Raw genomic sequence first — 14,850 nt, 5'->3', positions numbered from 1 at the left:
GTCAGGCCCCCCCGCACTGATGCTCGGCGTCCGGCAGCGTCCACGATTCCAGCGTCCGCAGATTGGTCGTCGTGTACCAGCGGCCGCGGCCATCGCTGCGCGGGCAATGTCTGGGAATATCAACCAGGCACACCATCGCGTGATCCCCGCGTCGCGATCCCGCGATCGCGGGAACCTGGTCGTAGGACACACCCATCACGCCATCGGCCAGTTCGACTTGCGACCCGCTGTTCGGCACCGGCCGACCCGTCGCGCCGTCCTCCAGCCGCTGCTCGACCGCCTTCACCGTCGTGAACGCGCAGGCACCGAATGTGGCTGGGGGTCGAGCGACCGGGGCCGACGACGCCATACCGCCGACGCTTCCCAATGCGATCGTGCCAAGCAATCGAAGCCGGGTCATACCGGCTGATCGATCGATACCGGCGGCGTGCTGAACCAGCGCGGGCCGGTGCCGGTCATGTGGAAGCAATCCTCCAGCCGTACACCGAACCTGCCGGGCAGATAGAGGCCGGGCTCGTCGGAAAAACACATGCCGGGCGCAAGCGGCGTCCGCTCGCCATGGACGAGGTTTACCGGTTCGTGTCCGTCCAGCCCGATACCATGCCCCGTTCGGTGCGACAGCCCGGGCAACCGGTAGCCCGGCCCATAGCCGAGCGACGCGTAATAGCCCCGGACCGCGTCGTCGACCGATCCGGCGGCCGCGCCGATCCTGGCTGCGGCGAAGGCGATCTGCTGACCCTTTGCGACCTGGTTCCACACCCGGCGCTGCTCCTCGCTGGCGGTGCCGAAGACGAAGGTGCGCGACACGTCCGACTGATAGCCCTGAACGGTGCAGCCGCAATCCATGAGGACGATCGCGCCATCGGCGACGACCTGCGGCGCTCGGCTGCCATGTGGCAGGGCGGCGGCGGGGCCGACGAGGACCAGACTGAATTCCGGGCTGCCGCCCAGCTTCGTGGTCGCCGCATCCATCATCGCGGCAATGTCGTGGTTGGTCATGCCGGCGCGGACGCGGGGATGCACGTTGCGATAGGCGGCGATCGTCACGTCGGTCGCCGCCTGCATGAGCGCGATCTCGGCGGCCGTCTTCACCATGCGGCAACCGCGGACGACCGGATCGGCGGAGACGATCGTCGCATGCGGCATCACCCGCGCCAGGCCGTCGGCAATGAAGAAGCGGACGGTCTCCTCCATCCCCAATCGCTCCTTTGCCAAGTCGCGTTCGGTCAGGAAGGCAGCGGCTATGGAGAACGGATTTTCATCTTCCTGCCAGACACGAATATCGACAGGGATGCCAAGCGTCTGTTCGACAGAGGGGCGCTCGAAGAAAGGCGTGACGAGACACGGCTCGCCCGTCGCTGGCAGGATCGCCAGCGTCACCCGCTCGCTCCGGTGCCAGAACACGCCGGTAAAATACACCATCGACGATCCGGGTTCGATGACGATCGCACCGATCCCCGCCTGCCGCATCAGCGTCTGCGCCCGTGCGAGCCGAGCGGCGCGTTCCGCCGTGTCGATCGGCTTCGCGCGCGTCGTGATGTCGGTCAGTCCGGCGAGATCGGCGGCCAATGCGCCGCTGCCGGCGGCTGCGGCGGCACCGGCGAAGGGAAGACCGGCGAGCGTGGCAGCGACGCCGCGACGGCTGGGGAAAGAAGATCGGTTGAACATGCGGTACGATAGGGTCCTTGACCCCGAAGCCGCAATCCCCTTCGCTCCGCCGTGGAAACCGGGGATCTGCACGACCATGGCCAAGCGCCTGACATATTGGATCATCGCCGCATTGATCGCCGGGCTGATCGTCGGCTGGGGGCTGCATTCGGCGATCGACGACGGCACGCCCGCCGTGGCGGCCAAGCTGACGGATATTGCAGGGTATTTCGCGATCCTGACGACGGTGTTTCTTCGGCTGATCAAGATGATCATCGCACCGCTGGTCTTCGCGACGTTGGTCGTCGGCATCGCGCATATGGGCGACACCGCGACGCTCGGGCGGGTCGGGCTGAAGAGCCTCGGATGGTTCCTGTGCGCCAGCCTGATGTCGCTTCTGCTCGGGCTGTTCCTCGTCAATCTGCTGCAGCCGGGGGTCGGGCTCGGCCTGCCGATCCCGCCGGTGACCGCGGCGAGCGGCGTGGTGCGGACCAGGTTCGATCTGAAGGATTTCGTCGCGCATATCGTGCCCGCGTCGATGATCGCGGCGATGGCGGACAACGAGATCCTGCAGATCGTCGTGTTCTCGGTCTTCGTCGGCGTCGCGATCACCGCGGTGGGCGATACCGCCGCCCCGCTGGTGCGCGGGGTCGAGGCGCTGTCGGCGGTGATGCTCAGGATCACCGATTACGTCATGCGCTTCGCACCCGTCGCGGTGTTCGCCGCGGTCGCGTCGACGCTGGCCGAGCGGGGCCCCGGCGTGCTGCGCGACCTCGGTTATTTCATGGCGAGCTTCTATCTTGGTCTCTTTTTGCTGTGGGCGCTGCTGATCGGGATCGGGTTCGTGCTGATCGGCGGGCGGATGCGGCTGCTGGTGCGCTATATCCGCGATCCGCTGCTCCTCGCCTTCACGACCGCGTCGTCGGAAGCGGCGTATCCGCGCACGCTGGAAGCGCTCGACCGGTTCGGGGTACCCGCGCGGATAGCGAGCTTCGTCCTGCCGCTCGGCTATTCGTTCAATCTCGACGGATCGATGATGTACATGACCTTCGCGTCGCTGTTCATTGCGCAGGCCTATGGCATCCACCTTCCGCTCGGCGAGCAGGTGACGATGCTGCTCGTCCTGATGGTGACGTCCAAGGGGATAGCCGGCGTGCCGCGCGCGTCGCTGGTCGTGATCGCGGCGACGCTTTCGATGTTCCACATCCCCGAGGCGGGGTTGCTGCTGATCCTGGCGGTCGACCATTTCCTCGACATGGGCCGGTCCGCCACCAACGTCATCGGCAACGCGGTCGCGGCCAGCGTCGTCGCGATCTGGGAGGGCGGTCTGGAACCGCGCCAGCCCGCGGAGATCGATCCGCCGCCCGCGCCGAGTTCAGGACTGCTCCATTGACCGATCAAGCATAGGCATAGGGCCCGCCCGCGGCGAGCGCGGCCCGATAGGCCGGGCGGGCATGGACCTTCGCCAGCCATGCGATCGTCGCCGGTCGCGATTCGTCCAGACCGCCGCGGCTGCGCGCCGCCTCCAGCGGGAAGCTCATCATCACGTCCGCCGCCGTCATGGCGTCGCCCGCGAACCATGATCGTTTCGCCAGTTCGGCCTCGACGAAATCCAGATGGACGTCGATCATCGGCTGGATACGCTTGATGGCGGATTTGCCGAGGATCGGAATACGCGCGAGCACCAGCTTCAATAGCAATGGCGGCATCATCGATCCTTCGGCATAATGTAGCCAGAAACGGTAGGCGAGCGCACCGTCGCGGCTGGCCGGCGCGCCGAGCCGACCGTCCGCCTTGTCGACCAGATATTCGACGATCGCGCCCGTCTCCGCCACGACGCGGCCGCCGTCGGCGCTGTCCGCGATCACCGGCGATTTGCCGAGCGGGTGGATATGTTTCAGTTCGGATGGCGCGAGCATCGTCGCCTTGTCGCGTTCGTATCGCTTGACCTCATAGGGCAGCGACAATTCTTCCAGCATCCACAGAATGCGCTGCGAACGCGAATTTTCGAGATGGTGGACGATGATCGTCATTCGGCATTCTCCTGGGCGGTAGCGCGCTATATCCAGGCGGCGGCCGGGAATGCCACGACATCCCTCCCGCGCCGCGCCTGGAGCAGCATCGCCAATCTGTCGAGCAACGCGCCACTCCCGCCTTCGGGTGCGGCCTTCAGCGCGGCGGCGACCGGGCCGATCCGGCAGAAGAAATCGACCGCTGCGGCGACGGGATCGGCACCTTCGCCGGCGACATAAGGGTAATCGACGGGTTCCGGGTCGTCCGTTCGCCACCCGGCCGCTGCCAGCATCGGTGCGACGAAACCCGGATCGGCAAAGGCGAACGGGCCGGGGGCATAGCCTTGCGGTCGTGGCGGCGTGACCCCCGTCAATTCGGCCGCAAGCGCGCCCGCCCAAGGGTTGAGCGACGGCGACCGGAAGCAGGAAAAGACCAGCGGCGTACCCGGTCGAACGCCGGCGCGAAGCTCCGCGAAGACGGCGGCCGGGTCGGCGAAGAACATGACCCCGTGCCGCGAGCATAACAGGTCCGCATTGCGCGCGACCGTCGCGGCGTCGACGTCGAGATCGGCAACCGCGAAATCGAGATTGTCGATCCCGGCACCGCGCGTGTCGGCGATCGCGACGAGTTCGGGCGAGACATCGACACCAACGACCCCGAGATCGGGCCGCGCCTTCGCAAGCGCGATGCTGGTCACACCGGCACCGCACCCAAGGTCGATCGCGCGGCCTTCACCGGTCCGCGCGGCTGCGACGATCGCGGCATCGAGACGGATCGACAGGCCGGCGAAGCTACGGTCGGTGTCGATCCACGACTCCGCCCAGGCATCGCCAACCGGTCCCGACCATTCGGCGGCAGTCGTCATGATCGGTTTCTCCTCGGCGGTGGAGGGCGCAAAAGGTCACGAAGAGTCCTCTCGTGACGCGTTCTGCACGGAGTTTGCCGAATGCGAAAGGCCCGGATCGGGACGAGCATTCGGCCGCGACGACGATGAGCCGATCGACAGATCGGACGCCTTCCCCGCCCCAAGCTCCTCCTCGAAGCCCGAAGTCCAAGCGCGCCGCCGCCGGTGCGGTGTCGCGCTCGGTAATGTGGACCGCCACATTTGGGCCCCGGCCTTCGCCGGGGGGGGGTATATGGGTGCGGGCCGTGGTTTCCAGGACATCTCCCGTCTCTTCCTTGCGGAGGTGCAAGGAACAATGGCCGATGCCCTGCGTCACCGGGCTCGCGCTTTCGCGCGGGAAACCCGTCATACGCTATGCTGGCAACCCCGGCATCACCCCGCCCTACCGATCAGATATCGTCGTCCTCTTCCGGCCCCGCCATCATTTCCTCGGCGACCTTGTCGGTACGCGTACGGATCGCCTTTTCCAGGCGATCGGCGGTTTCGGGGTTGTCCTTCAGATACGCCTTCGAATTCTCGCGGCCCTGGCCGAGACGGACGCTGTCGTAACTGAACCACGCACCCGACTTTTCGACGATCCCGGCCTTCACGCCCAGATCGAGGATCTCGCCGATCTTGGAGACGCCTTGCCCGTACATGATGTCGAATTCGACCTGCTTGAACGGCGGTGCGACCTTGTTCTTCACGACCTTCACGCGAGTCGTGTTGCCAATGATCTCTTCGCGGTCCTTGATCTGGCCGGTGCGGCGAATGTCGAGGCGTACCGATGCGTAGAACTTCAGCGCGTTGCCCCCCGTCGTCGTCTCCGGGTTGCCGTACATCACGCCGATCTTCATGCGCAGCTGGTTGATGAAGATGACCATGCAGCGCGAACGGCTGATAGAGCCGGTCAGCTTGCGCAGCGATTGCGACATCAGCCGCGCCTGCAGACCGACATGGCTGTCGCCCATCTCGCCCTCGATCTCCGCACGCGGGACGAGCGCCGCGACCGAGTCGATCACCAGCACGTCGATCGCGTTCGAACGGACCAGCGTGTCGACGATCTCGAGCGCCTGTTCGCCGGTATCGGGCTGCGACACGATCAGTTCGTCGATATCGACCCCCAGTTTCTTGGCATAGACCGGGTCGAGCGCGTGTTCGGCGTCGACGAACGCCGCGGTGCCGCCACCCTTCTGCGCTTCGGCGATCACGTGGAGCGCGAGCGTGGTCTTGCCCGAGCTTTCCGGCCCGTAGATCTCGATCACGCGCCCGCGCGGCAGGCCGCCGACGCCGAGCGCGATGTCGAGGCCGAGCGAGCCGGTCGAGATCGTCTCGACCTGCATCGTCTGCTTGGACCCCAGCTTCATCGCCGAGCCCTTGCCGAACGCGCGATCGATCTGTGCAAGCGCGGCGTCGAGCGCCTTTTGCCGATCCCCGCTCGCCTTTTCGTTTGCCGTCGCCATACCGCTATCGATTACCTTGAGACTGGCCGCCATTGGAGCATCCTCGCTAGAGCAACTGCGTCGAGCCTTCAACGCCTAGACATGCTGTACCGCATTCGTTCCATCGGAACAAGAGCAGAACATCATGACTATCGCATCGGATTTGACAGCGATCAGACGAGCGAGGATGCGAGGTACCACCAGTCCCGTGCCGCGGCGCGTGCCGCTGCCGCGTCGCGCGCTGCGACGTCGTCGAACAACGCGAAACAGGTCGCGCCAGATCCGGACATGCGCGCGATCGACACGCCCGGTGCCGCCTCCAGCATCGCCAGTACGGCGTCGATCGCGGGTGCCAAAGCGCGGGCGGGGCCGGCAAGATCGTTGCGGCCGGCACGCGCACGGTAGAGCAGCGCACCGCCCGAGATCGCACCGCGATCGATCCCGTCCCAGGCGCGGAACACCGCCGCGGTCGACACCGCGACGCCGGGATTGACGAGCAGCACCGGCATTCCCGGCAGCCCGTCGATCGCAACAAGCACGTCGCCGCGGCCAGTACCCGATACGGTCTCGCTACGCAGGCAGGCGGGGATGTCCGCACCCAGCTTTATCGCGATCGCGATCAATCGGTCGTCGTCCGACGCCACGCCATGAAGCCTTGCCAGCGCGCGGAGCGTCGCGGCAGCGTCCGCCGATCCGCCGCCGATACCGGAAGCGATCGGCAGGCGTTTGTCGAGAGTGATGGCGTGGGGTTGGTCGATGGCGAAGCACGCAGCGAAGGCGTCGGCGGCGTCCGTCACCAGATTACCGCTCCACGCCCCCCCCCCGGCGGAGGGTGGCGACAATAGATCGGCGAACGGTCCGGTGATCGTAAACCGGTTCCGCTCCGCCGCCTCCACCGTCACCACATCGCCGTCACGGCAGAAGGCGAACAGCGTTTCGATGTCGTGATAGCCGTCGGGCCGACGACGGCGGACATGAAGCGCGAGGTTGATCTTGGCCGGGGCCGGTTCGACGATCATGGTCGGGTTAGTGCCGCGCGCGAGGCGGCGTGCCGTCGGCGATCTTGCCCGTCAACCGCGTCTCGTCGGTGGCGGGGGCGGTGACGGTCGCGGCGCGCCACGCGTAGCGCGCCTCGTAGTGGCGGCCGAGCGACCAATAGATGTCGCCCAGATGCTCGTCGATCTCCGCATTGGTCGGCTCCCCGATCGCGGCCCGTTCGACCAGGGGGAGCGCGCGCGCGGTATCGCCGCTGCGGAAATACGCCCAGCCGAGCGAGTCCGCGATCGAATCGTCGTCGGGTTTGAGCGCCCATGCGCGGGCCAGCAAACGCGTAGCCGCCGTGGCGTTTTCGTTATGCTCGATCCGCGCATAGCCCAGATAGTTGAGCGCGAGCGACTGGTCGGGTCCGAGCGCGACCGCTCGCTCCAGCGCCGGTTCGGCGTCCGTCCAGCGACCCGCCCGGTCGAGTGCACCACCATATTGCAGCCAGTCGCTCCAGGTCGCCCCCGGGCGTTCGGCCAGGCGACGGAACCAGGGGGCAGCCTCCGCCTCGCGCCCGGCTTGCGCGAGCAGGTCGCCGTAACGCTGCCAATCGTTCGCCGTCGAGTCCGCACGCACCGCCGCTGTCCGAGCGATAGTCAGCGCCTCCGCACCGCGCCCGGCGGCGCCCAGAATCACGATCCGCGCAGTCGCCGCGCTCTCGCCGAAGGGGCCGGTCGGCGCGATGCCGTCCAGAACGATGAGCGCGGCGCGCTGTGCGGCTTGCGACGACAGCGATAGCGCGAGCAGCAGGCGCGCGCGGTCGTTCGTCGGATCCGCGCGCAATGCGGCACGAGTCAGCGCGATCGACAGCGGCGACGGCTCGGCGGAGGCCAGCTCTCCGGCGACGCGGGTCAGCAGCCACGACACGCCGAAGCCGAGCGTCGGGTTGGCCGGCGTGGCGAGTGCAAGCTCCTCGGGCGTGAGCAAAGTGCGGGCGCGGGCCCCCTGCCCCGCCCCGACGAGCAGCCGCGCCGCCGCCGCGCGCAAGTCGAGCGCGGCCCCTGCCCCACCAAGCGCGGTCAGCGCCGTCATGCCCTCATCGACATGCCCGCCAGCGATCGACAGCAGCGCGCGCGTCTCCACCGCGAAGCGCCGGGCGGCGGGATCGGTGGCCGTCGAGGCGGAGGATGCCGGCGCGCGCTTCGCGAACGCGGTCCATTGGGTCAGCGCGGGGACAAGCAGGCCGAGCGGCGTGCCCTTCATCCGCGCGATCGCCGCATCCGCCGTTGCGGGGTCGTTCGCGCTCGCCGCGAGCGCCAGCGGGATCAGCGCGGTATCGGCGGGCGCGACGCCCGCCTGGTCCAGGACGATCGCCGCCCGCAACGCCAGCGCATCGTCGCCGGCGGCCAACGCCGATCGATAGGCGCGGATCGCCACTACCGGATTGTGAGGGGCCGCTGTCAACGCCCGCGCATAGTCCGCCGTCGCGATATCGATATGCCCCGATGCCGACGCCGAACGCCCGCGAAGATAAGCGGCGACGTCGTTACCGTCCGCCAGGGCCGGAGTCGACGCGAGCATCATACTGGCTCCCAACAACAGGCGCTTACATATTGGGATAATTGGGCCCCCCGCCGCCCTCTGGCACGACCCAGTTGATATTCTGCGTCGGGTCCTTGATGTCGCATGTCTTGCAATGGACGCAGTTCTGCGCGTTGATGACGAACTTCGGATCGCCGGCCTCCTCACCGACGATCTCGTACACGCCCGCGGGGCAATAACGCTGTGCGGGCTCGTCGTACATCGGCAGGTCGTAATCGACGGGGATGTTCGGATCGCGAAGCGTCAGGTGGACGGGCTGGTCCTCCTCATGATTGGTGTTCGAGATGAAGACCGAGGAAAGTCGGTCGAACGTGAGCACTCCGTCGGCCTTCGGATAGACGATCGGCTTGACCAGATCCTTGCGCCACAGGCTTTCGTGATCAGGGTGGTGGTGCAGCGTGAACGGCATGCGGATGCCGAGATGTTCCGCCCACATCGTGATTCCCGACAGCGCCGAACCCAGAAAGTCGCCGAACCGCTTCATCAGCGGCACGACGTTGCGGACGACCGATAGCTCTTTCTTCACCCATGACGCTTCGAACGCCGCCGGATAGGCTGCAAGCTCATCATGGCTCCGCTGCGACAGGATCGCTTCGACGGCGGCGTCGGCGGCCATCATGCCCGACTTCATCGCGGTGTGCGTACCCTTGATCCGCGGGACGTTGAGGAACCCGGCGCTATCGCCGATCAGCGCCCCGCCCGGGAAGACGAGCTTCGGGATCGACTGCAACCCGCCATCGCTGATCGCGCGCGCGCCGTACGACACACGCTTGCCGCCCTTCAGCATCGCCGCGACGTCGGGATGCGTCTTCCAGCGCTGCATCTCCTGGAACGGCGATAGATACGGGTTGGTGTAGCTCAGCCACGTCACGAAGCCGATCGAGACCTGGCCGTTCGCCTGGTGATAGATCCAGCCGCCGCCATTCGACCCCTCGGTCTCGGTCAGCGGCCAGCCCTGGGTGTGGATCACCCGGCCGGGGGAGTGCAGCGCGGGGTCAATGTCCCACAATTCCTTGACGCCCAGCCCGTACACCTGCGGGTCGCTGTCCTTTGCCAGATCGAAGGTACGGATGATCTCTTTCGACAGATGTCCCCGGCATCCTTCGGAAAAGAAAGTGTATTTGGCGTGGAGTTCGAGGCCCGGCGTATAATCGCCCTTGTGTATGCCGTCGCGCGCGACGCCCATGTCGCCCGTTGCGACGCCCATCACCCGGCCATCGTCATCGAACAGGATCTCAGCAGCCGCAAAGCCGGGAAATATCTCGACGCCCAGTTCCTCCGCTTTCCCGGCCAGCCAGCGGCACAGATTGCCGAGGCTGCCGGTGTACGTTCCCTTGTTGTGGAGGAAGGACGGAGTCAGCAGGTGCGGCAGGTTCACCTTGCCCTTGCGGTTGAGCACCCAGTGGTGGTTTTCGGTCACCGGTACCTCGGCGAGCGGGCAGCCTTCGGTCCGCCAATCGGGCAGCAGCTCGTCGAGCGACTTCGGATCGATCACCGCCCCGGACAGGATGTGCGCGCCGACCTCGGAGCCTTTTTCCAAGATGCAGACGGAAATATCCGCGCCCTTATCTGCCGCTTGCTGCTTCAGGCGGATCGCAGCGCTGAGGCCGGCCGGCCCTGCGCCTACGATCACCACCTCGTAGGGCATCGACTCACGTGTCGTCATCATTCTCTCCGAGAGGCCGGCTCCCGTCGGTCGGGCGCACGCCGGCAACGTCCTGTCCAATAAGCCGATCACGCGAATTGACCGCCGCGTCAACCGTTTGCCTTATACGAGGTGATGGGGGTTTATCCGCAACATGACTGGCAGTCGTTCGCCGCGAGCGCGCTGGGCTGGTGGCGCGACGCCGGGGTCGACATGCTCGTAGACGACCTGCCGCGCGACTGGTTCGCCGTGCCGGCGGTCGCAGTTGCACCGCCCATCGCGGTCACGGCCGAGCCCGTTTCCGCCCAGCGGCCGGCGAACACCGCCCTGCCGGCCACGCTCGCCGCGTTGCTCGAATGGCGGATGGGGACGGACGCGCCGGAGGCGCGCTGGTCCGGCATCTCGATCGCGGCGAGCGGCCCCCTGGATGCGGCGGTGATGGTCCTTGTCGATTGCCCCGACCGGGAAGACGGCCCCGCCGCGACCATGCTGAGCGGCGCGCCCGGGCGGTTGTTCGACCGAATGCTCGCCGCGATCGGTTTGTCGCGCGAGACCGTCCACTTGACCGCCGTCTGCGCGCGCCGACCCGCGGCGGGTCGTGTCGATCCGGCGATCGAGGCCCGGCTGGCGGAGATCGCGCTCCACCATGTCCGGCTCGTCGCGCCCAAACGGCTGTTGCTGCTCGGCAATGCGGCGAGCCGCGCGATCCTGGGGACGGACGCCGCCAGTGCGCGTGGTGGTTTACGCGGTCTTAACCATGAGCGTCCGAACAAGAACCACGACATCGGGATCGTCGCGAGTTTCCACCCGCGGTTCCTGATCGAGAAGCCCGCGCTGAAGGCGGAAGCCTGGAAGGATTTGCAGATGCTGACACGGGGCCTCGCATGAAGCACGCCGCAATCGCAGCGATCTTCGCTTTGGCACCCCTTCCAGCCCTTGCGGTCGAGCCTGCGCCGACACCGGTGGACATCCGCCTGACCGAGGCAACCAAGGCCGAACCCATTCCCGCATTGCTCGATCCCGGCCAGCGTGCCGGCTACCGCGCGGTGTTCGCGGCGATCAGGGCGCAGCACTGGACCGATGCGCAGATCGGGCTCGATTCGATGAAGCCAGGGCCGCTGCACGCGATCGCGCGCGCCGAACTCTACATTGCCAAGGGATCGCCCAAGGCAACCGCCGAGCAACTGACTGCGCTGGTCAACGAAGCCCCCGAGCTGCCCGAAGCGGAAGCGCTGGAGCGGATCGCTCGCACGCGCGGCGCGACCGAACTGCCGCCCTTGCCGACCGCGCAGGCGCTGATCTGGCAGGACGGTGCCCCGCGTCGCGTCCGCGCCAAGGCGATCAAGAGCGACCAGATCGCCGCCGATCTCGCGGTCAAGATGCAACCCTTGGTCAAGACCGATCAGGGCCAGGCGGCGCAGGCGTTGCTCGAATCGACGAGCGGCCTCAGCCCGGAGGCGGCGACCGAATGGCAGCAGCGCGTGGCCTGGATGTACTATCTCCAGGGCGACGACACCAACGCGAGGGCCGAGGCGCTGAAGGCCGCGGACGGTGCCGGCGATTGGGCCATCCAGGGACGCTGGGTCGCGGCGCTTGCGACATGGCGGCAGCATGACTGCGCCGCGTCGGCGAGCGCGTTCGAAGGCGTTGCGGCGCGCGCGACGGATATCGATCTGCGCGCGGCGGGGCTCTATTGGGCGGCGCGTGCGGACATGGTCTGCGGCCGGCCCGACCGGATCGAGGCGCGGCTGAAATCCGCGGCGCAGTTCGGCGAGAGCTTCTACGGACAGCTCGCGCGCCAGGCGCTCGGCATGCATGACCGCGACAAGCTGACCGGGCTGGTCGCGACCGACTGGATGGCGCTCGACCAGCGACCGAATTTGCGAGTCGCGGCGGCGCTCGTGGAAGTCGGGGAGAGCGAACTGGCGGACGACGTCATCCGCCAGCAGGCGCGTATCGGTGCCGCTCGCGAATTCGGCGCGCTGGTCCGCGTCGCCGAATCGCTCGACCTGCCGGCGACGACGATCTGGCTGGCGCATAATTGTCCCGCAGGCGTCGTCGCGACGGCGGAGGCGCGTTATCCGACGCCGAACTGGACCCCGGACGGCGGATGGCGCGTCGAGAAGTCCCTGGTCTATGCGCACGCGCTGGAAGAATCGCGCTTTCGGACGAAGGCGCTCAGTCAGGCCGGCGCTTATGGGCTCATGCAGATCATGCCCGCCGCCGCGGTCGATTATGGCCGCGAACGCGGGATCGCGGTCGACCGCGGTGCGCTGACCAAGCCGTCGACCAACATGGATATCGGGCAGCGTCACCTGGAGCGGTTGCGGGATATGGCCATTACCGGCGGTCTGCTGCCGAAGGTCATCGCGGCCTACAACGCCGGGCCGAAACCGGTCGGCGAGTGGAACGCGGCGATCCGCGATGGCGGCGATCCGCTGCTGTATATCGAGAGCATCCCCTATTGGGAGACGCGTGGCTACGTCACCACGGTGCTTCGCAATTACTGGATGTACGAGGGCCAGGCGGGGAAGAAGGCCTTCGCCAGCCGCGCCGCGCTGGCACAGGGGATGTGGCCGCGCTTCCCGGGGCTGCCCGGCGCATCCGCGGTCCGATTGAACGCGGCACCCGATGCCCGGGCCAGCGCGAGCGCAGCGGTGGCGATCGCGCCGGTGTCGCCGCAGGGGGCTGTGCAGCGTGCCGATTGACGAGACGCGGACCTTCGTCCCCGTCCGGATCGCCGTCCTGACCGTCTCCGACACGCGTGGCCTGGCCGAGGATCGGTCGGGGGACACGCTGGTCGAGCGGTTGCAGGCGGCGGGGCATGTGCTGGCCGAGCGGGCGATCGAGCGCGACGATGTGGCGACGATCGTCGAGCGCCTGCGCGGCTGGATCGCCGATCCGTCGGTGGATTGCGTGGTGACCACCGGCGGCACCGGCGTCACCGGCCGCGACGTGACCCCCGAGGCGGTCGAGCAGGTCGCGACCAAGATGATCCCCGGTTTCGGCGAACTGTTCCGCTGGCTGAGCTTCGCCAAGATCGGCACCTCCACCGTCCAGTCGCGGGCCTGTGCCTGTGTCGCGGACGGCACGTACATATTCGCGCTGCCGGGATCGACGGGGGCGGTGAAGGACGGCTGGGACGGTATCCTCGACAGTCAACTCGACAGCCGGCACACGCCCTGCAACTTCGTCGAACTGATGCCGCGGTTGCGCGAGCGCTAGGACGGTCGCGCTTTCCGCGTGGGTATCACATCCATCGCCACGTTCACCAGCAAAACGATCGCACTGCCTACCAGCGTCGCGATGAACCGGTCGAGCAGCAGAGCGTCGTTTCGCGGCTGGCCGAAGTCGATCACCAGCAGGATCAGAGGCGTCATCGCGGCGGAATAGAGCAGATAGCTTTTGGCTCGCAGCACCGGCATCGCCGCGGCGAGCGCTGCGATCACGATGACCGTGGCCGTGACACTCCGCGTAAGCGACAGGATCGCCCAGGTCAGCACCACGCCGAGCGTGACGCCAAGCGCGCGCTGCGAGACCTTGACGGGGAAGCGTTCGAAGACACGTTCGGTGAGCAGCACGACGGTGATCAGCAGCCATGCGCCGTGATGCCCACTCCATACCTGCCGCACGATGCTCGCCGCGGCGAGGCCGGCGGTCAGTCGGAGGCAATAGTGCCACGCCGCCAACCCGCGCAGCCGCCGCCGGAACGCGGCGATACGCTGGGCGTGGGTATAGGGTGATGGCGGCTCGGTCGCGGTAACCTCGCCGATCGCGCGGCGCAGCACGATGTTCCATACCGCGCCGATCGCGAAAGCCGCGCCGGCGATCACCTTGTCGGGCGCGGATTCGAGCACGCCGACGCACAAGACGAGATAGACGCAGAAGCGCACGCTCGCGATCGCCAGCGGCCGGCTGTAGCCACCGAGCAAAGCCGCCACTGCCGTCAGCGCGATCAGCCCTCCGTCGCCCCACCGCGTGCCCGCCAGCACCAGCCCCGCACCGACCGCAGCAAAAGCCGGCATGACCGATTCGAACAGGTCACCGCGCGCGCGCGACCCACCGCCGAGCAGCATCGCACCGAGCCCGATACCGAGCCCCAGCCGCGTCTGCCCGGCGAGATAGCCGAGCAATACCGGCGTCCCGACACCGATCATCCCGACCACCAGTTCGCGCAGCCGCGCCGGGTCGGGCGCGGGCTCGAACACGGCGCGCAGGTGCGGATGGTCGAGCAGGCGCACCGGTACGATCCTAACCGTCGTAGCGCGCCGCCGCCAGTTCGTGGCCACTGCCATCGCGAAAATGAAAACGCCGCCCGCCGGGAAAGTCGAAGGCGGCGCGCGTGATCTCGCCGCCGGCGGTGCGCACCGCCGCTTCGGTCGCGGCGAGATCGTCGACCTGGATCACCGGCAGTGCAACGGCGGTCGCCTCGCCCGCGTCGCCCTGCAGGCCGATATCGGTGTCACCCGACAGGGTCGAAGCATAGCTCGGACCGAAATCGGTGAAGTCCCAGCCGAACGCCGCGCCGTAAAAGGCCTTCGCCGCCGCCACATCGGTCACCGGCAGTTCGAGGTAATTGAAGCGCGCCATAAATGCTCCCCACGCAAATGTTCTTGTTGTGTTCTGGCACGACTGCT

General features: G+C 67.4%; 14 protein-coding genes. 4 read left to right on the top strand and 10 right to left on the bottom strand.

Annotation, left to right across the window (positions count from 1 at the left end):
• Window position 1 precedes the first annotated feature (1 nt).
• Both HUU99_RS07075 and HUU99_RS07070 read right to left on the bottom strand, forming a co-directional pair.
• Window positions 2–400: a hypothetical protein gene (locus HUU99_RS07075; protein ID WP_174285872.1), complete on the bottom strand. Its 399-nt coding sequence runs from the start codon at window positions 398–400 to the stop codon at window positions 2–4.
• Window positions 397–1,668 (bottom strand): M24 family metallopeptidase, encoded by a 1,272-nt coding sequence (locus tag HUU99_RS07070; RefSeq protein WP_174285908.1) that lies wholly within the window; start codon window positions 1,666–1,668, stop codon window positions 397–399. Before HUU99_RS07070 ends, HUU99_RS07075 begins: the two co-directional genes overlap by 4 nt.
• A 76-nt stretch (window positions 1,669–1,744) precedes the next feature.
• Here HUU99_RS07070 and HUU99_RS07065 point away from each other — a divergent pair, with 76 nt between their 5' ends.
• Window positions 1,745–3,040, top strand: a complete 1,296-nt coding sequence (locus HUU99_RS07065; protein WP_174285871.1) for a dicarboxylate/amino acid:cation symporter — start codon at window positions 1,745–1,747, stop codon at window positions 3,038–3,040.
• 4 nt (window positions 3,041–3,044) lie between these two features.
• Here HUU99_RS07065 and HUU99_RS07060 read toward each other — a convergent pair whose 3' ends face one another.
• The 6 genes from HUU99_RS07060 to HUU99_RS07035 all read right to left on the bottom strand — a co-directional run bounded on the left by HUU99_RS07060 (window position 3,045) and on the right by HUU99_RS07035 (window position 10,234).
• Window positions 3,045–3,680 (bottom strand): glutathione S-transferase family protein, encoded by a 636-nt coding sequence (locus HUU99_RS07060; protein WP_174285870.1) that lies wholly within the window; start codon window positions 3,678–3,680, stop codon window positions 3,045–3,047.
• A 26-nt stretch (window positions 3,681–3,706) separates the two neighbouring features.
• Window positions 3,707–4,525 carry a class I SAM-dependent methyltransferase gene (locus tag HUU99_RS07055; protein WP_174285869.1) on the bottom strand — a complete coding sequence of 273 codons (819 nt, stop codon included), beginning with the start codon at window positions 4,523–4,525 and terminating at the stop codon, window positions 3,707–3,709.
• 428 nt (window positions 4,526–4,953) lie between these two features.
• Entirely contained in the window at window positions 4,954–6,039 is a 1,086-nt protein-coding gene (recA, locus tag HUU99_RS07050) for a recombinase RecA (protein ID WP_174285868.1), read from the bottom strand.
• A 119-nt stretch (window positions 6,040–6,158) separates the two neighbouring features.
• Window positions 6,159–7,004, bottom strand: a complete 846-nt coding sequence (locus tag HUU99_RS07045; protein ID WP_174285867.1) for a 4-(cytidine 5'-diphospho)-2-C-methyl-D-erythritol kinase — start codon at window positions 7,002–7,004, stop codon at window positions 6,159–6,161.
• 7 nt (window positions 7,005–7,011) lie between these two features.
• Complete coding sequence (locus HUU99_RS07040; protein WP_174285866.1) at window positions 7,012–8,547, bottom strand: tetratricopeptide repeat protein; 1,536 nt, start codon at window positions 8,545–8,547, stop codon at window positions 7,012–7,014.
• 25 nt (window positions 8,548–8,572) lie between these two features.
• Window positions 8,573–10,234 (bottom strand): electron transfer flavoprotein-ubiquinone oxidoreductase, encoded by a 1,662-nt coding sequence (locus tag HUU99_RS07035; RefSeq protein ID WP_174285865.1) that lies wholly within the window; start codon window positions 10,232–10,234, stop codon window positions 8,573–8,575.
• A 114-nt stretch (window positions 10,235–10,348) separates the two neighbouring features.
• On the opposite strand from HUU99_RS07035, the gene HUU99_RS07030 reads away from it, so the two are divergent.
• The 3 genes from HUU99_RS07030 to moaB are packed head-to-tail and all read left to right on the top strand — an operon-like array spanning window position 10,349 to window position 13,438.
• Window positions 10,349–11,101: a uracil-DNA glycosylase gene (locus HUU99_RS07030; protein WP_174285864.1), complete on the top strand. Its 753-nt coding sequence runs from the start codon at window positions 10,349–10,351 to the stop codon at window positions 11,099–11,101.
• Entirely contained in the window at window positions 11,098–12,921 is a 1,824-nt protein-coding gene (locus HUU99_RS07025; protein ID WP_174285863.1) for a lytic transglycosylase domain-containing protein, read from the top strand. The genes HUU99_RS07030 and HUU99_RS07025 overlap by 4 nt, the downstream gene beginning before the upstream one ends.
• Window positions 12,911–13,438: a molybdenum cofactor biosynthesis protein B gene (moaB, locus tag HUU99_RS07020; RefSeq protein WP_174285862.1), complete on the top strand. Its 528-nt coding sequence runs from the start codon at window positions 12,911–12,913 to the stop codon at window positions 13,436–13,438. The genes HUU99_RS07025 and moaB overlap by 11 nt, the downstream gene beginning before the upstream one ends.
• Here the strand turns inward: moaB and HUU99_RS07015 are convergent.
• Together HUU99_RS07015 and HUU99_RS07010 are read right to left on the bottom strand one after the other, a co-directional pair.
• Window positions 13,435–14,508 (bottom strand): FUSC family protein, encoded by a 1,074-nt coding sequence (locus tag HUU99_RS07015; RefSeq protein WP_174285861.1) that lies wholly within the window; start codon window positions 14,506–14,508, stop codon window positions 13,435–13,437. The genes moaB and HUU99_RS07015 overlap by 4 nt on opposite strands.
• On the bottom strand, window positions 14,465–14,803 hold the full coding sequence (locus HUU99_RS07010; protein WP_174285860.1) for a VOC family protein: 339 nt from the start codon (window positions 14,801–14,803) through the stop codon (window positions 14,465–14,467). The genes HUU99_RS07015 and HUU99_RS07010 overlap by 44 nt, the downstream gene beginning before the upstream one ends.
• Between the last annotated feature and the right edge of the window lie 47 nt (window positions 14,804–14,850).

Source organism: Sphingomonas bacterium, assembly GCF_903642285.1.
In the GTDB taxonomy this organism is placed as follows: Bacteria; Pseudomonadota; Alphaproteobacteria; order Sphingomonadales; family Sphingomonadaceae; genus Sphingomonas.
Note: the sequence above shows the minus strand (reverse complement) of the source record. Positions and strands in the feature narration are given on the sequence as shown.